The sequence below is a fragment of the Chlamydiales bacterium genome (assembly GCA_031292375.1).
GTDB lineage: Bacteria > Chlamydiota > Chlamydiia > Chlamydiales > VFKH01 > JARLHF01.
In genome coordinates this window covers 1-15,953 of record JARLHF010000062.1, presented here as the reverse complement: position 1 = coordinate 15,953, position 15,953 = coordinate 1, and the positions used below count along the sequence as shown (strand labels likewise).

15 protein-coding genes and 1 rRNA gene are annotated in these 15,953 nt (G+C 37.7%); 8 read left to right on the top strand and 8 right to left on the bottom strand.

What is annotated here, in order from left to right; translation table 11 throughout:
* Nucleotides 1-142 precede the first annotated feature (142 nt).
* The 3 genes from P4L16_07815 to P4L16_07805 form a co-directional block, all read right to left on the bottom strand.
* Nucleotides 143-682: a hypothetical protein gene (locus P4L16_07815; protein MDR3625026.1), complete on the bottom strand. Its 540-nt coding sequence runs from the start codon at nt 680-682 to the stop codon at nt 143-145.
* Nucleotides 683-790: 108 nt separating this feature from the next.
* On the bottom strand, nt 791-2,176 hold the full coding sequence (locus P4L16_07810; protein MDR3625025.1) for a hypothetical protein: 1,386 nt from the start codon (nt 2,174-2,176) through the stop codon (nt 791-793).
* A 143-nt stretch (nt 2,177-2,319) separates the two neighbouring features.
* The gene (locus P4L16_07805; GenBank protein ID MDR3625024.1) at nt 2,320-2,967 is read right to left on the bottom strand and encodes a PsbP-related protein; all 648 of its coding nucleotides are present in this window, start codon (nt 2,965-2,967) and stop codon (nt 2,320-2,322) included.
* A gap of 81 nt (nt 2,968-3,048) precedes the next feature.
* On the opposite strand from P4L16_07805, the gene dnaG reads away from it, so the two are divergent.
* The 3 genes from dnaG (at nt 3,049) to rlmN (ending at nt 6,332) form a co-directional block, all read left to right on the top strand.
* Entirely contained in the window at nt 3,049-4,824 is a 1,776-nt protein-coding gene (dnaG, locus tag P4L16_07800; protein ID MDR3625023.1) for a DNA primase, read from the top strand.
* A gap of 2 nt (nt 4,825-4,826) precedes the next feature.
* Nucleotides 4,827-5,231, top strand: coding sequence for a DUF393 domain-containing protein (locus P4L16_07795; GenBank protein ID MDR3625022.1), 405 nt, complete (start codon nt 4,827-4,829; stop codon nt 5,229-5,231).
* Nucleotides 5,232-5,297: 66 nt separating this feature from the next.
* Nucleotides 5,298-6,332: a 23S rRNA (adenine(2503)-C(2))-methyltransferase RlmN gene (gene rlmN / locus P4L16_07790; protein MDR3625021.1), complete on the top strand. Its 1,035-nt coding sequence runs from the start codon at nt 5,298-5,300 to the stop codon at nt 6,330-6,332.
* Nucleotides 6,333-6,350: 18 nt separating this feature from the next.
* On the opposite strand, the gene P4L16_07785 is transcribed toward rlmN, so the two are convergent.
* Nucleotides 6,351-7,280 (bottom strand): cation diffusion facilitator family transporter, encoded by a 930-nt coding sequence (locus P4L16_07785; protein MDR3625020.1) that lies wholly within the window; start codon nt 7,278-7,280, stop codon nt 6,351-6,353.
* A gap of 63 nt (nt 7,281-7,343) precedes the next feature.
* Between P4L16_07785 and pgsA the strand changes: the two genes are divergently transcribed.
* Complete coding sequence (gene pgsA, locus P4L16_07780; protein ID MDR3625019.1) at nt 7,344-7,937, top strand: CDP-diacylglycerol--glycerol-3-phosphate 3-phosphatidyltransferase; 594 nt, start codon at nt 7,344-7,346, stop codon at nt 7,935-7,937.
* On the opposite strand, the gene P4L16_07775 is transcribed toward pgsA, so the two are convergent.
* From P4L16_07775 to P4L16_07760, 4 genes are all read right to left on the bottom strand, one after another.
* Complete coding sequence (locus P4L16_07775) at nt 7,934-9,052, bottom strand: hypothetical protein (GenBank protein MDR3625018.1); 1,119 nt, start codon at nt 9,050-9,052, stop codon at nt 7,934-7,936. The genes pgsA and P4L16_07775 overlap by 4 nt on opposite strands.
* A 5-nt stretch (nt 9,053-9,057) precedes the next feature.
* Nucleotides 9,058-10,557, bottom strand: a complete 1,500-nt coding sequence (locus P4L16_07770; GenBank protein ID MDR3625017.1) for a glycogen synthase — start codon at nt 10,555-10,557, stop codon at nt 9,058-9,060.
* A 79-nt stretch (nt 10,558-10,636) separates the two neighbouring features.
* A complete protein-coding gene (locus P4L16_07765; protein MDR3625016.1) occupies nt 10,637-11,398 on the bottom strand; it encodes a hypothetical protein in 762 nt (253 codons plus the stop codon).
* A 19-nt stretch (nt 11,399-11,417) separates the two neighbouring features.
* Nucleotides 11,418-12,578: a hypothetical protein gene (locus tag P4L16_07760; GenBank protein MDR3625015.1), complete on the bottom strand. Its 1,161-nt coding sequence runs from the start codon at nt 12,576-12,578 to the stop codon at nt 11,418-11,420.
* A gap of 212 nt (nt 12,579-12,790) precedes the next feature.
* Between P4L16_07760 and P4L16_07755 the strand changes: the two genes are divergently transcribed.
* From P4L16_07755 to P4L16_07740, 4 genes are all read left to right on the top strand, one after another.
* Nucleotides 12,791-13,855, top strand: a complete 1,065-nt coding sequence (locus P4L16_07755; GenBank protein ID MDR3625014.1) for an NAD(P)-dependent oxidoreductase — start codon at nt 12,791-12,793, stop codon at nt 13,853-13,855.
* Between the two features lie 17 nt (nt 13,856-13,872).
* Nucleotides 13,873-15,285 carry a vitamin K epoxide reductase family protein gene (locus P4L16_07750; protein ID MDR3625013.1) on the top strand — a complete coding sequence of 471 codons (1,413 nt, stop codon included), beginning with the start codon at nt 13,873-13,875 and terminating at the stop codon, nt 15,283-15,285.
* 13 nt (nt 15,286-15,298) lie between these two features.
* Nucleotides 15,299-15,526, top strand: a complete 228-nt coding sequence (locus P4L16_07745; GenBank protein MDR3625012.1) for a hypothetical protein — start codon at nt 15,299-15,301, stop codon at nt 15,524-15,526.
* Nucleotides 15,527-15,866: 340 nt separating this feature from the next.
* A 16S ribosomal RNA gene (locus P4L16_07740) occupies nt 15,867-15,953 on the top strand; the annotation flags it as partial.

Here is a 15,953-nt window from a genome sequence, read left to right as displayed (position 1 = left end):
TATAAGACAAATCGTTATGTATAAAAGCACTCTCCGTGTCTCTGTGGCTCCGTGTTTCATTCCAAAAAACCAGCTTTAAATTTTAATGAACAAGAGCTTAAGTTGTTAACAATAACCTAGTTAAAAATCGAGCTGACGTTAGTTAGGGTGCTTCAGATTCTTGAAACCTACTAGTAAGCGAAGTTCTACTAGGTTTATGCGAAGGTACATCTGGTGGTAGTGGTGGTGGTTTTCTGTCAGCAGGAGTACTTGGTTTTGTAGGTGATGGTATTTTTGGAGCCCCAGGGTCTCTTGGTATTTTTTTTGTAGCAAGCTCTTTAATCTCTTCTATTAATATCATAGAAGCAGGGCTTTTTATCCAAAGAGTATAGTTATTGGACTCTACTGAAAAACTTTGAATACGGTCTTTAAGGTCATCCATAGCTGAAGGTATCTCTTTAGCTCTGGCAAGGCTGTCTTTTAGAATACTTAAGTTGTAAAAGGCTGCATCAATTGCTAGTTGCTGATTTGTGCGAATATAGAGTTTGTCTAATACCCATGCAACAACGTATCCAATCCAGTTACCAAATACGGGTTCAAGAGTTCCTTGTTGTGTAAATGTGTAAGCAAAGAGCTCTCTTGCGTCATGCAATGAGTTTATTCTTTCAAGGGTACATAGTGGGACAAGATAATCAGTTGACATATATACAGATCTTTTTATAAGTTAATTTCGAGACCTAGTATAAAGTTAATTTGTATTAATTACAATTTATAAACCTGAGATTTGTGTATAGAGTCCTAGCATCTGCTCTTAGGAAGAACTTGGATTAGCCTCTTCTTCAACAGGAGTGCGTAATGATTCTTGAATTTTTTTGATATTTTTTATGAGTGTATCACCTTCAATTGTAGTAGAAGTGTTTTTTCTATCACCAGCGGATGTAAAAGTTAAAGTAGCTGCAGGTTTTGTTGATTCGGGCACAACAGCTGGAAAAGAGATTGTATTAAGAGAAAGAAATTCTGGGCTAAATAAAAAATTCCATCTAGCGGGTATTTCAGCTCTTATATTTTTATTGATAAAAGTTAATGTATTTATATTGTTATGAGAGCTTGTATTTATATCAATACATCGGTCTAAAATAAGATTATATTTTTTGGAGTTCCATTCAATTTCTGTTTTTATGGGTTGCGCTAGATATAGAGAGTAAGTTTTAGTTGATTTATCATAAGTAATATCAGTAACCAGGTCTTTTATTACTGCAAAGATCGTATTTGCAATAGTAGGTTTTTTGTTAAAAAAGGTTGTAAGAAACGACTCAAATGCATTTTTAGTGATATGATTTTCCGAAGGAATTGAAGAAGAGTGGCTTGTAACTGCTTCTAGCGCTTCTACAGGATTTTTTCTTGAGGGTATAGGTACCTGGGCAGGGATAGGTTGAGATGGTTTTTCGGCTTTGGCAACGACAGACCTATCAGATTCATCGAGTTTATCGAGTTCATCAAATTGTCGGTTAAGTGCATTGTTAACTTCTTCTATCTCTTGGTACTCTTCATTTTCAGAAACGTCTGTAAAAACGGGTTCTCCTAACAGATCCTCTTCCTCTTCCTCGGAAATATCTGTATTAGTATCACTGCCTTGTCCTAAAACAGATTTGTAGTCATCGGACGATTCTGTATGTATAAAGGATCCTGTGGAATTACCAGAATCCTCTTCAGAGTCTTCCACATGATCTACAGGTATGGGGCTTTCTTTTCCAGGCTCTGACTGGGACGGTATTGTCTCTGGTGGCTGTTTGAAAGCCTCCATAATTGCTGCAAGCCTGGTAGCCCCTCCGTTAATGCCAGAAATACCAAAGTTTTCATCTGCACGCGTATAAATCGTATTGATAAGTTTAGCTGTATTATCCATTTGTTCGCCAAATGTGTGTTCTTTGAATCTTTGTGGATTGAGAGGTCCTGCTGCCGCTTGTTTTTGTTCGATAATAGCAATTATTTGAAAAATTGCCTTAATAGCTAAACTCTTGGGGGAATTAAAGACCCATGTAATGAGTCGTGTAAGCCAGTTTCTTTTAACTAATTCGCCATTAGGACCTACTTTGAACATATGGACAGAGCTATGCATTCTTGTGCCATCACCAAAGCGCTCATTAATTTGTTCTAGTGATGTAAGTTGGGAATTAATATCAATACCATTGCTCATAATAATTGACCTTTATTAATTTCATTATATCTCAATTATCGCAAATATAATAATTAATAGTAAAGTTAATTATATATAAACTTATTTTAAATAGATTATTAAGAAGCGCATTTTGGCATATCGAAGTTTTTGCATAACATGAGTTAGTCAATAATTTTGAATGAGTTGAAGAATTTAGTGACTTCTGAAGAGTCAAGCTCTGAGTGGCTGCTAGAAATGAATAGAAGATGGTAAAGGCGAGAGTCAGCAAGAATAAAGAGAGCTTTGCCAAAAAGAGGTTGCCCATCTGCTTCTGCTGTAAATTCAACCTCTCTGGCAGGAAGCTTTTCTACAGTGGAGTCTTTACTTGAAACAACAGTTCCATTTACGTTTTTAAGAGCGCCTTCTTGAGCGCCATCTAATACTTCTTTCTCTTTACCCTTGATGAATACAAGTAGAGCCTCTGGGTACTCACTTGCGCCTGCCATGCAAGCACTTGTATCTGTAAAAGAAGTGTAGTTGATTGTTTCAATTTCACCCATTTCGGTTTGGATTGGCTGTACATCATTGTCTATTGTTGTAAAGCCATTTGGTAGCTTTACAGAGAAGTGTCCCTCTTTGGAAACGATAGAAGCTCCCTCTGACAAAGGGGTTTGTGTGGGTTTTGCGGTTTCACTTTCTTTAGGAAGTTCTGTTTTTGGTGTGTCTGTTTCAGCGCAATAAGCAGTTGTTGTAATGGAAAGAGTCGTAACAAGAAAGAGAGCTTTTTGGAATATTTTATGAGAAAATTTACGAGACAATAGAGATAACATAAACAAATACCCTTTATTTTGGCAGAACATGTATATATAATCGATCTATCTTTATTTAACAAATGATTCTTCAAGGTCCACATGGTTCTTTTTACAAAAGAAAGTTTAGAACTCGTTCGCAGTCGATCAAACTTGGTAGACGTAATAGCTTCTCATGTCGATTTAAAAAAGGCTGGAGCTAGTTTTAAAGCACTTTGTCCTTTTCATGAAGAAAAAAGCCCATCCTTTGTTGTGCAAGCAGGAGATTCACATTACCATTGTTTTGGATGTGGTGCTCATGGAGATGCGATCCAGTTTTTAATGCAGCATTTAAAAATGAGCTTTATGGATGCTGTAGAGCATCTTGCAGAGCGTTTTCAAGTGCCTCTGCAGCAAGTGGATCAAAAAGAGCAAAAAGGACCTAGTAAAGCCTCTTTAAAAGATGCTTTAGAGGTAGCTTGTCGTTTTTTTCATTGTATGCTTCTTTATACCGAGGAGGGAAAAGATGTGCTCTCTTATCTATATAAGAGGGGATTAGACCTCAATTTTATACGTACTTTTCAGATAGGGCTTTCATTAAAGTCATATAATCTCTTCAGAAAAACGATGCACGCCTTTAAATTTTCTGATGAAATTTTGTTGGAGGCAGGTCTTTTAACTTTGACGAAAAATAATGAAAAACGAGATTTTTTTTCTGATCGTATCATGTTTCCCATACGTAATGCGTCGGGGGCTGTGATTGGATTTTCCGCTCGTAAATATAAGGAAGAAACATTTGGTGGGAAATACATCAATACAATAGAAACACCCCTTTTTAAAAAATCGTATGTCCTTTTTGGTCTCAATTATTCAAGAAAGCGCATTACTAAAGAGAGAAGAGCAATTATTGTTGAAGGGCAAATTGATGCACTTCGCCTAATTCAAGAGGGTTTTAATTTCACAGTTGCAGGACAAGGAACTGCTTTTGGAGAAGGTCATGTAAAAGAGCTTTTACAGCTTGGTATAAATACTGTTTATCTTGCACTTGATAGTGATACTGCAGGCCTTGATGCCACCATGAAGGTAGGACATCTTTTTCAAAAGAAGGGAGTAGAAGTTTTTGTTATAGAAATGAGTCATGGAAAAGATCCCGATGCTATTTTAAAAGAGGGTGGTCCCCAAGCCTTTTTAGAGCTCATGGAAAATTGCATCGATTATCTTGAGTTTGCAATTAAGTATCTCTCATCGAATTTGAATAGTACATCTCCTGCTGGGAAGGCTGAAATGATTCAGATCCTGTCGAGTCGTATACGAGAAGGGGAAAATTCTGTTATGGTTCATGAGACGCTGCGTGCACTCTCTAAGAGGATGCAAGTACCAGAAGAGGTGCTTGGTGTTGGGCAAGAATACTTGCCAAAGCTATACATAAAAAGACAGGAGAGTGCAGGTATTGCATCCATAGATCCTTATCGCGTTTTAGAGATGGATTTACTTCGTTGGATGCTTCTTTTTACAGACACTTATCCAATTGTTATGGAACTTGTGAATAGATATGTGACTTCTAAACATTTTCGAAATGATGCATGTAGAAAGATTTTCCAGGTGTATTTGGAAAATATAGCACAGAATAAACCAAGAGATTTTCTTTCACTTGCAATCGATTTAGACAATGCAGATGCTCAGGGTTTAATGTCAGAGATTTTGCAAAAAAAAGTGAATAAAGAGAAGATAGACAAGGATTTGCGAGATACGATACAAAAAATCTTAGAAAGAGAGTGGATGCTTGAGAGAGAAGAGATTAGAGTCAAAATTCAATCGGGTACTTATTCTGATGAAGAGGTATTGCGCTTAGTAGCTCACTTTGATAAGCTAAAAAATAATTTACCAAAGCTTGGGTGAATATGAGGCATATTATTTTTTATGATAGTACATGTGGTTTATGTGACCATGCGGTGCAATTTTTGATTCGGCAAGATAAAAATAAATGTTTACTTTTTGCTCCTTTACAGGGGATTACGGCTAAAGAGAAGTTTGGCCCTCTATTAGATTCTCTCCTACAAGAAGATACATTGGTTCTATTGGAAAATGAGGGTGTGTCAAAAGAAAAATATTATTTGCGTGCAAAAGCTGTTTTTCGAGCTCTTTGGTATATTGGAGGCATCTGGCGTCTTATTGGATGGCATTTCTTTTTACCTACATTTTTTTATGATTATCTCTATCGAGTGCTTGCAAAAAACAGAAGGTCCCTTGGTTGTCCTCTTATAAAAAATTTGACACAGGAAAAATCAGATAGGTTCCTTCCTTAAAAAAGATAATTGTTTTTTGTGAAAGTTTGTGTTAAACTCCTCTCTCTTAAAGTTAAGAGGATTTTAATGAAAGAGCTTTGCAGCATGACCCTTCAAGAGTTGACAGAGTGGGTGGAATCAAAAGAAGAGCGCCCCTTTGTAGCCTCTCAAATTTTCGATTGGGTGTATAAAAAGCAAGTTTTGACATTTGATGAAATGTTGAATATTCGCAAAAGTTTTCGTGCTTTATGTAAAGAAGAGCTTGCCTTTCCTGTGCTAGAAAAAATAAAGACAGAAATTTCTGATGATAAAGAGACTTACAAAACTCTTTGGCGCCTAAAAGATGGACGTTTGGTAGAGTCTGTGCTTATCTGTAGTGAAGATAGGCGTACAGTGTGTGTGTCGTCGCAAGTGGGTTGCCCTGCAAGGTGTGCCTTTTGTGCATCTGGTAAAGAAGGATTAATCAGGCATCTGTCTCCTGCAGAAATTTTAGAGCAAATTTTGCATACAGAAAGAGATCTCAGGCAAAAAGGTGAGAAAGTTTCTAATATTGTGTTCATGGGTATGGGTGAGCCGCTTGATAATTATGATACTGTTGTAAAGACAATACGCTTTCTTAATGATCCATCCCTTATGAATATGTCACAAAGGCGTATTACTGTGTCAACAGTGGGTGTTATTGAAGGAATTTACAAGCTTGCAGAGGAGGATTTGAAGGTTAACTTGGTTTTATCCTTGCATGCTCCCAACCAAAAAATTAGGCAGAAAATTATTCCTTATGCAAGAAAATATGCTCTAGAAGATGTGATGAAGGCAATGGATCATTATGCAGAAAAAACAAAGAGGGATTTAACATTTGAGTATACTCTCATTGCGGGTATTAATGATCAGGTGGAGCATGCAGAAGAGCTTGCAACGCTTGTAGAATCACGTCAGTGCACAGTTAACTTAATTCCCTATAATCCCGTTTTAGGCCTGCGTCTAGTGCGTCCCTCTTTTGAAGTTGTTTCTGCCTTTAGAGATGCTCTTGACGAAAGAGGCGTTATCAACACATGTCGCTACACTAAAGGTGATGACATCGCAGCTGCCTGCGGCCAGCTTGTTTTAAGAACTGTTACGTAAAAAACCTCAAAATTTGTGTTATCGAGAAAAGAGAATGACTTTTGGTTCTCTTTGCGTAAGGGAATGAGGGTCTGCGCGCACAACGGCGTCTGTATGAAATTCATCGTGAAGCTTTTCTTCGATTGATTGAATGATGTGATGCACTTCTTGGAAGGGAAGCTCTTCTGGAAGTGTTACATGAAAGTCAAAGAAGTAGTAAGAGCCACTGCTTCTGCTTCTAAAATTATGAACATCTAAGATGGATGGGTTTGCATTTGTGATGATGGCAAGTGCTTTTATTTTTATATTTTCTGGAACTTCGTGATCCATGAGGTCATTGATACTCGAGCGCATAAGCCTAAAGCCATTCCAACAGATATAGAGAGAAAATAAGGCTGCGATAAGAGGGTCTAGCCAAGATTGATGCGATATGATGATAAGTGCTAAGGAGATTGCGCTACCCAAGTTTGAGACTACATCACCTCTATAGTGTAGGGCATCAGCTGTAAGTGCTGGGCTATTAAACCTTTTCCCGTGATGTTTAAGCCACGAGGTAATGCCAAAACTTAAAAAGGCTGCGGCAACAAAGAAAAAGATGGTTCCCCATGTCTCTACAATGGGTTCAAACTCTCCTTGAAAAACTTTATAGAGATTTTGACAACTTGAACTTAGGATAATAAGGGATCCACCGCTGATTAGAGCCCCTTGGCCAAGAGCAGTAATGACTTCAGCTTTTCCATGGCCGTAGGGATGGTTGCTGTCGGCTGTTTGTCTTGCAAATTGAATGATTTTTCGGTTGATAAAGCTGATAAATACGTCGATACTGCTGTCCCAAGCAGAAAGGGCTATCACAAGAGATCCTGAGATAAAGTAGAGAGATAACTTTGAAATGGCAAGACATGCCGCAAGAAGGGCTGCAACTCCTGCTGCAAATTGCGCTGCTTTAATATCTGAAAGAGATGTTTGCATAATACCTTGATTTTTAATCTGGATTTTGTACAATTTCTAGTTTTTTAGGGAAGTTTAAGTCAATTGAGTCTGCCCAACTATATAACATTTATCAGGATTTTTATAAGTCCCATTTTTTTGTTTCTCTATATTGAATATGAGGCTTTTGGCATCAGTTTAAAAGTACTACCCTATGTCCTCATTTTTTTGCTTGCCATTTCGGAGCTTTCCGATGCCTTTGATGGTTATATAGCAAGAAGGACGAATCAAGTTTCTGACCTTGGAAAAATTTTAGATCCAATGGCTGATAGTATCTATCGTATTTCAGTCTTTTTAACATTTACACAAGGAATTATTCAGTTACCTCTCTTGCTTGTATTTGTATTCATTTATAGAGATGCGGTTATTAGCACGCTAAGAACCATTTGTGCACTTAGAGGATTTGCTTTGGCAGCACGTATGAGTGGGAAATTAAAAGCCGTTTTACAGGCAATAGCTGCCTTTTTTATTCTCATTATGTTTGCTTTGTATACAGGCGAAGAAATTTCTTTGACAATGCTTCGCACGATGAGTTTTTGGTCAGTTGCGTTTGTATGCATCTACACATTGTTTTCTGGGGTAGACTATATTTACGCTAATCGTGAATATGTAAAAAAAATCCTAACTTCTAGCACTTAAACGCGCTTCCACCGTTTAGAGCGCTTGGGTTTTTGAGAAGCAAGAGCCTTATAATCATTTGAGTCGTTGTTTTGGAAAGGAATTTTTCTAGATTCTTTTTCCTCCTCTTTTAGACATATTAAGAAATGTTCTCGTACAAATTTTAGATGGGAATTATGATTGTGGATATAGTGTGTAAGGTATTTCTTTAAAATAGCTTCTCGTGCTTTTGAAAAGGCTTCAAAAGAAGTTGTTTTTTTTGCTTCAGAAACTTCCTTTAAATAAGATGTAAGAAAAACTAGTGCCTTACATTTTAAAATAGCTAAAAATAAATGTTTTTTAAGGGAGGGTGTTAAGCTGATGTTTGTAAAGCCCCACAAAGAAAGTGCCTGTTCATTTTTTTCAAAAGTAACTAGAAATTGATTGACGATGTGAAGTTGCTTGGTAAGCTGAAAAGCCTCTTTTTTCTCATTAGAGAGTCTATTTTGGATATAGGAGATGAGTTGTTTTTCTATTTGTTTTAAGAAAAGCTCATCCTCATAAGTTGAAGAGGGATCTGATCGAAAGGGAATATGACTTAATAATATCTCTAAATGCTCAGGATCAAAGGCATTTAGGAAGAGCTCTTTTGGAAATACAGCGTCTTCAGCTTGAAATTGTTTTAAAGAGGAATTAATGAGATATTTGGCTGCGGGTATGCGTTTAGCAGGATTTATGATTTGTAGATCTCTTATTAGCTTGCTTTGACAAGTTTGAATGTAGTACTGAACCTTCCTTTTTATTGCAGCACCAAGAATGGATTTTTGTATATATAGTGTTAGCTGATCTAAAGAGATGTTAAGACGATTAGCGAGGTATTTTGGAATCAAAACTTTTTTTGTAAAGTCACGCTTCCATTTATTGATGAAAGCAATTTCTTCTCCAAGAGTTTGTGCTGAAAAATCGCTTGTCTCTACATTTTTGATAAAATTATTTATAAGGACTTGTACGTTTCTTTCTTCAGAAGGATGTGTCCTTTTTAGGCCCTTTTGTACCAAATCATCCAGGTAAACATCTACTGCATGAGAGAAAAAGTTTTCAATTTCTTGTTTAAGTTGTAGCTCGACAGTTTTTGGAAGAAGTGAGAATGAAGGCATAATTTTTATTGGACCTTGCAGCACCTGTTGTAAAAATCGATATACTCCTTGGAGGGAAGGTTCCAACTAAAATCCATAAGCATGCCCTGAAGAGTAATTGCTTGTAGGGAGTCTGTGTGGTTATACCAGTTGTCTATGGCTCTATCGAGGGCAGAGTAGACGCCCATTTTATCTGGGTGATCGAAGGTAAAGCCATTTCTTTCTTCAAAGGGTTTGTCAGCATAATCCATGTCAAATATTGTATCTGCAAGACCTCCAGTTTTTCTTACGATAGGGACTGTACCATATCTTAAAGCAATAAGTTGGGTAAGTCCACAAGGCTCAAAGATGGAAGGGACAATGAAAAAGTCGCAGCCTGCAAAAATTTGGTGAGAGAGCTCTTCATTATATTGAAGCTCGAAATGTACGTGAGAGTTGTTTGCAAGGTTAAATTTAAGCTTGTGAAAACGCTCTGTAGTTACAGGATCAGGACTTGTTCCAAGAAGAATAAATTCTCCTCCCTTTTCCAAAGTACGGAAGAGAGCATTTTCTATAAGATGAATACCTTTTTGAGGTACAAGCCTCGAGATACAACCAACTAAAGGTCTTGCGTCTCCTTTTAAGGAAAGACGTTTTTTTAAAAAGAATTTATTTGCAGCCTTATGATTTTTAAAAGAGATAACATCCTTGTCAGACATTTGTTTCAAAGAATAGTGAGTAGGCAAATAAGAGTCGGTCTCTGGATTCCAGTATTGATAGTCAAGACCGTTGAGAATACCATCGAATTTGTAATTATAATTTTGAATGGTTTGGTGCAGCCCACAGCCACCCTCGATGGTTTGTACCTCTTTTGCATAGTTTGGCGATACTGTAGTAAAATAATCGGAATAGATAATCCCACTTTTCATGAGATTTACAAAGCTTGGATTGTGAGGGTCTTGCAATCTATTGGGATTTAAAAAGTAGTGACCACTGAGACCTAAGCGATCAAGAATAAGGTAAGAAGCCTGTCCTTGATGCTCTAAGTTATGGATGGTAAATAAAATTCCTTTGATAGATAACCCAAGGGATTTATGGATCTCTTGATAAAAAAGTGGGACTAGAGCTGTATGCCAATCATGGCAGTGAAGAATATCGGGGTTTTTCCCTGTTCTAAGAAGAAATTCAAGAGAGGCTCTTGAAAAATAAGAAAACCTATCGACATTATCGCTACAATTATAAAATTCGCCTCTAGAGAAAAAAGTAGTTTCATTATGAGGTTCAATAAAAAAGACTGTAATATCATCCACAAGTCCTTGCCATACAGTATTAGAAACCCATGTGCCATCGTAATAGGATTTTAAGTCATGATAAGCAATTTTGAATTCTTTAACTTGTGAATAGTCGACGCAATCATATTTTGGAATGATAATTTCAACATGTAATCCTTTCAGTTTGAGCTCTTTACTTAATCCTGAAACTACATCTGCAAGTCCTCCTACCTTGGCAATAGGAGAGAGTTCTGAGGCTATATGAACGATATACATAATGAATACTAACTTTAAAAGACACAGGTCAATTTCAGGTTAGTAGTTTCTCAATTTTTAGGCGAGTCTTGTTTTTTCATCATGAGTCTTTGTATTTAGGCTCTGTAACACCATCAGTATCTTCCTCATCCTCTTCGCTCTCAGTGGGAGGAGGCGGTGGTTTGGAAGGTGAAGGGATAATGGATGCTGTTATAGGGGTTTCATGAGAAGTTGGAGATGGAGGAGTGGGGGTGGGAGCAGAGGATGGAGGCGGGGTTAAATTTAAGGCTTGCTTTTCGCTAAAATGGCGCTTTCTTATCTCTTCGCAGCGCTGCAAAACAGTTTGGGAAGATACGTGAGTTATCTTTGTAGGATCAATAAAAACAAAAGAAGTTTGTAAAAAAACATTAGCTTTATTTTCTGGAACTATTGCAGATTCAATAGAACCTGTAGGAGAATGCTCTTTATTTTTATAAAAAAACGCGGAAGTATTTAGTTCTTCGGTAGCTGGCTTGAAAAGAAGACCTGCTTTGGTGCTTTTATCAAGAGATTTATTATCTGTTATGAGCTCAATTTCCCTTCCTACTTTAAAAGGATCTTGAGAAGAAGCTGTATCGATATCTTTTTTTCCAAGTTGATGCATGGACTTTAAAAGAACGAAGTGCCCCAGCTGTCTTGCGGCAAGTTGTTCGCTTGTAAGATTTGCGTTTTCAACAATTTGGACAGTAACAAGGCGCTCATTATCTTTACCCTTAACATTGATGGTATAGGTATAGATTCTTTCATTATCCTTGGAAGTTTCTGTTGCACTGCGCAACCACCCAGGGCCGCCACTCGGAGAAGATGTAGGAGTTATGCTCATAAAAGCCCTATTGTGGTTATTACATGTACATGAAGGGAAATGTTACAGCTGCAGTGTTTGCTGTATGCTGAGTCGCAGCAAGATGCTCATCTTCTACTCTAAGTTGAGCTTTTTGCTGTTCGTTAAGTTCGCTTTCATCAACAACTTTTATAGACACTGTTGGTACATGATTAGGATGGGTTGAATCAAGAGGGGCTGTAGATATGGGAGCACCTTCTCTTTGCATGGAAGAAATACGTGACGATACGGCGGAAGGTGGAAAGGGGGCTGTGGACGGTGGTGGTGCAGAAGTGCGAGGGGGCGCAGGAGGTTCTGGGGGAGGAAGTGGTGGTATAGGAGGTGTGGGGGTTGTTGTAGTTGCAGGATCAGGACTTACACTTGTTATCCTGCCAACTATCGGCCCTGTATCTACGGTAGTTGGTTTCCTTGTCAGCGTGCCGCCAGGTGTAGAGTAAAATCGGATTTGCGCTAAGATATCCTTCGCCCTGTCGATTTTGGATATCCTTTTAGAAGAAGGTGTTCCGTCAGAATGTTGTCTAACTACATGGAATCCCTTTCTTTTTACTTTAAATAAATCTTTTAATTTTTTACCAAGCCAGGTTTCAGTTTTTGGATTTACTATATATCCAATTTGACCAGTAGACGCTAGAAATAAGCGCCTCCAACTCCTTTCTTCTTTTACTCCACCAGAAAATCGTGCAAGAAGCTCCTCTTTGAAATTACCCTCTGTATTTAGTTCCCATTTGCATTTGTTATTTGCGTCCCAAACGTACGGAGGATCTCCCTCTTCTTTGCCAGGCCAGACAAGAATTACTGCTTTAACAGCTTTATTTTCGCCTCGGATAGTATAGATTTCGGGAGCAGTTGCTTTGTCCTTAATCCTATCAAAATGCTCCTTTGCCTCTTTTGCAGTGAATGATTTGAATGCATTTTTAAGTGCTTTCATTGCTAAAACTTGAGTGAGCTGATCAGATTCTTGCACCCCCTTAAATGTGTAAGTGAGAAGATAATTTTTTCCTGTTGTATCATGTACTACAACTTGGTGCGTAGTTTTACCCTCATGTGTTTGTATTGCCCATTCGTGAGTTATTTTTCGATCGGAGCCTTCTTGAGCAAGATTTAAGTTTGTTTTGATTTGGGACTCTTTGGGTAACTGGGTAGGATCAAAATCTGTTGTCATAATGTTCTCCTTTTAAAATTCATTTTAGCAAAAAAAAGTTGAATAATCAATAAAATTAATACTATAAAGAGTTCTTCTTGACAGGACATGGCTTATTATGCCAGTATCCGAAGATATAGATATTTTGAAATTTAAGTTGAAGATTCAGTATTTAAATAGTGTAAGTATCTAATATTTAATCAGTTAGCAAATATATAAAAGGAGATAAAAGTATGGCTAAAGAAGTCGTTATCGTTACTGGAAGTAGTGGCCGTATTGGAACAAACGTTGCTGAGCGCTTATGTAGTCAATATCAAGTTGTTGGTTTTGACTATGTATCTTCAGCTCTGACACCTGCATCTATGGATTATGTGAAAGTAGACTTGGAGTCTGACGAAAGTGTAAAAAATGGCTTTAAACATGTAAGAGAAAAATATGGTGATCATATTGTTTCTGTTATACATCTTGCTGCTTATTATAACTTTACTGGCGATCCAAGTGAAAAATATGAAACCATTACAGTGCAAGGAACTGGCAGAATGCTGCGTGAATTGCAAAATTTTCGCTGTGAGCAGTTTTTATTTTCCAGCACGATGCTCATTCACGCACCTTGCGAGCCAGGAACGACTATCAATGAAAATTCTCCTTTAAAAGGGCTTTGGGATTATCCAAAATCTAAAATTGAAACAGAAGCTCTAATGAGAAGAGAGAGGGGTAATATTCCTATTGTGGTGCTACGCATTGCAGGTGTTTATGATGATTATTGTAATTCGATACCACTCTCCACTCAAATTCAACGCATTTATGAAAAGCAATTTGCAAGCAAAGTTTATCCAGGTGACACTTCAAGGGGTACATCTTATCTGCATATGGATGACCTTGTTGATTGCATCGAACTCTCTTTTAAGAAAAGAGCATCTCTTCCAAAAGAATTTTTTGCGCTTGTTGGAGAAGATAGAACGATGAGTTACGATAGCATCCAAAAAGCTATTGGAAAACTACTTTTTGGTATTGATTGGACAACTGTACGTATTCCAAAGCCTATTGCAAAAATTGGTGCATGGCTACAAAACTTAACTGGGCAATCTTACATTAAGCCTTGGATGGTAGACCTTGCTGATATCAATTATGTGCTCGATATTAGCCTTGCAAAAAAGGAGCTTGGGTGGATTCCAAAGCGCTATGTGGGAGATACATTACCTAAAATGATCGATGCATTGAGAAAGGATCCTGTTAAGTGGTATAAGCACCACAAGTTGGTCATGCCATCGTGGGTCGAAAAGAAAGCAGCTCCATAATTTAGAGGATAAGATTTATGATAAACCATTATCAGATGAGTGCTACAGAAGAAGAAGCTCGAAAAAAACATTATGAAAAGAGTGTCTGGGGAAGGCTGCTTACAATCCTTTTAGGAGTATGGCTTATCACTAGCCCTTTTACTTTTGGTTATGAAAGTATGAGCGTTGCAGGGTCCATTCCAACGACAGGTATATCATCAAAGGATCCTGTGGTTATCTTGGAAAGAGCTCATCACATGGTTAATAGTGATGTCATAACGGGCGTTTTAGTCATTATTTTTGGTATATTATCACTTTCTTATAAGAGGATATGGCCCTCTTGGATTGTCTGCTTTTTGGGTATATGGCTTCAATTTGCACCGATTGTCTTTTGGTCTCCACTTGTTTCTTCTTATTTAAATGATTCTGTTATAGGAGCATTGCTTATAGCGTTCTCTATTTTAGCGACGCATCTTCCTTGGGAAGGGCTTAAAGAGGGGGCCGAAGTGCCTCCTGGTTGGTCATATAACCCATCTTCTTGGCTGCAAAGAATACCTGTCATATTTTTTGGATTTTTAGGTTGGTTTATTTCAAGGTACCTCTCAGCCTATCAATTAGGTTATATACCGCAGGTATGGGATCCTTTCTTTGGCTCAGGAACGCTCGACGTAATTACGTCAAAATTATCACAATCGTTCCCCATTTCAGATGCAGGCCTTGGAGCTGTTGCTTATTGTATCGAAGCGCTTATGGGTTGTAAAGGAAGTAGTAGAAGATGGCGTACAATGCCTTGGATGGTAATTTTCTTTGGTATTTTAGTGGTTCCGCTTGGCTTTTGTAGTATTCTTTTGGTTATGATGCAGCCAATTATTGTAGGCGCATGGTGCGGGTTTTGTTTGGTAACAGCTGCTGGTATGCTTATCATGATAGCCTTGACAGTGGATGAAGTGGTTGCTGTATTGCAGTTCCTTCATTATACTAGAAAAAAGAAAGAGTCCTTTTGGTACGTTTTTTGGAAAGGGGGATGTCCAGAGGGGGCTTTAGATGATAAAGTAACACCAAGATTTACAGATTCGTCTGGAAAATTTAAGGCTATGGTAAGGGGTGTCAATATTCCTTGGAATCTTCTTATTGCGGCTTTAGTCGGTGTTTGGATGATGTTTGTGCCTCATATATTTGTATTGAAGGGATTTCTTGCAAATAGTGATCATGTAATGGGTGCTTTAGTGATTACAATATCGATTATTTCTTGGGCGGAAGTTACAAGGGCTCTTCGTTTTTTGAATATACTTTTTGGTCTTTGGATACTTATTTCTCCATGGGTTTTGGGTGGTTCTATTGTTTTAGCAGACTGGAATAATGTAATTGTGGGTGCTCTTCTTGTTATTTTGAGCTTTAGAAGAGGTGTTATTCGTTATAGCTATGGAACTTGGGATCGTTGTATTTTATGAAGGCTGATATTCGATGAAAGATGTATTAAGAAAAAATTTAAATTATATTGTTGTAGCAGGGCTTGTTGCCTTGCTATGTTCTTCTTGCCAAACAAGAGCTGGCACAGGAGCTATTGCTGGCGGTGCAATTGGCACGGGTGTTGGAGCCATTGCGGGAGGAGGCCAAGGCGCGCTTATTGGAGCAGGTCTTGGTGCTTTAACGGGAGCAGTTGTTGGTAATGCCATGGATCATGGACATTAAGAAGTAATTCTAATTCGTTCATTATTAGTCTGTTAAATAAAATATTAAGGTATTTTAAAAAAGGCGCTTGCGAAATAATCACTCGTTTCAGTATCTTTGTGCTACTTCCGACGTTCAGATTAAGAAAACGTTGAAGACAAAGAGACGTCACCGAGCGCTCAAAAGTGTTATTTTGACAATATCAGTAAGACAATGTGCAAGCCTAAAAACAAGAAATGAGGGCTTGTGCGGTAGAGTAATTTTTTTTATTCTACAGCCTTTTTCAAAGATTTTAATTTATAGAGCGGTAACTGTATCTATAGTAACTGTATCTATAATAGTATATTAAATCAGATTTTATTTTTTCGAGAATTTGATCTTGGTTCAGATTGAATGCTGACGGCGTGGATGAGGCATGCGAGTCGAACGAACTAGTTTACTAGTTAGT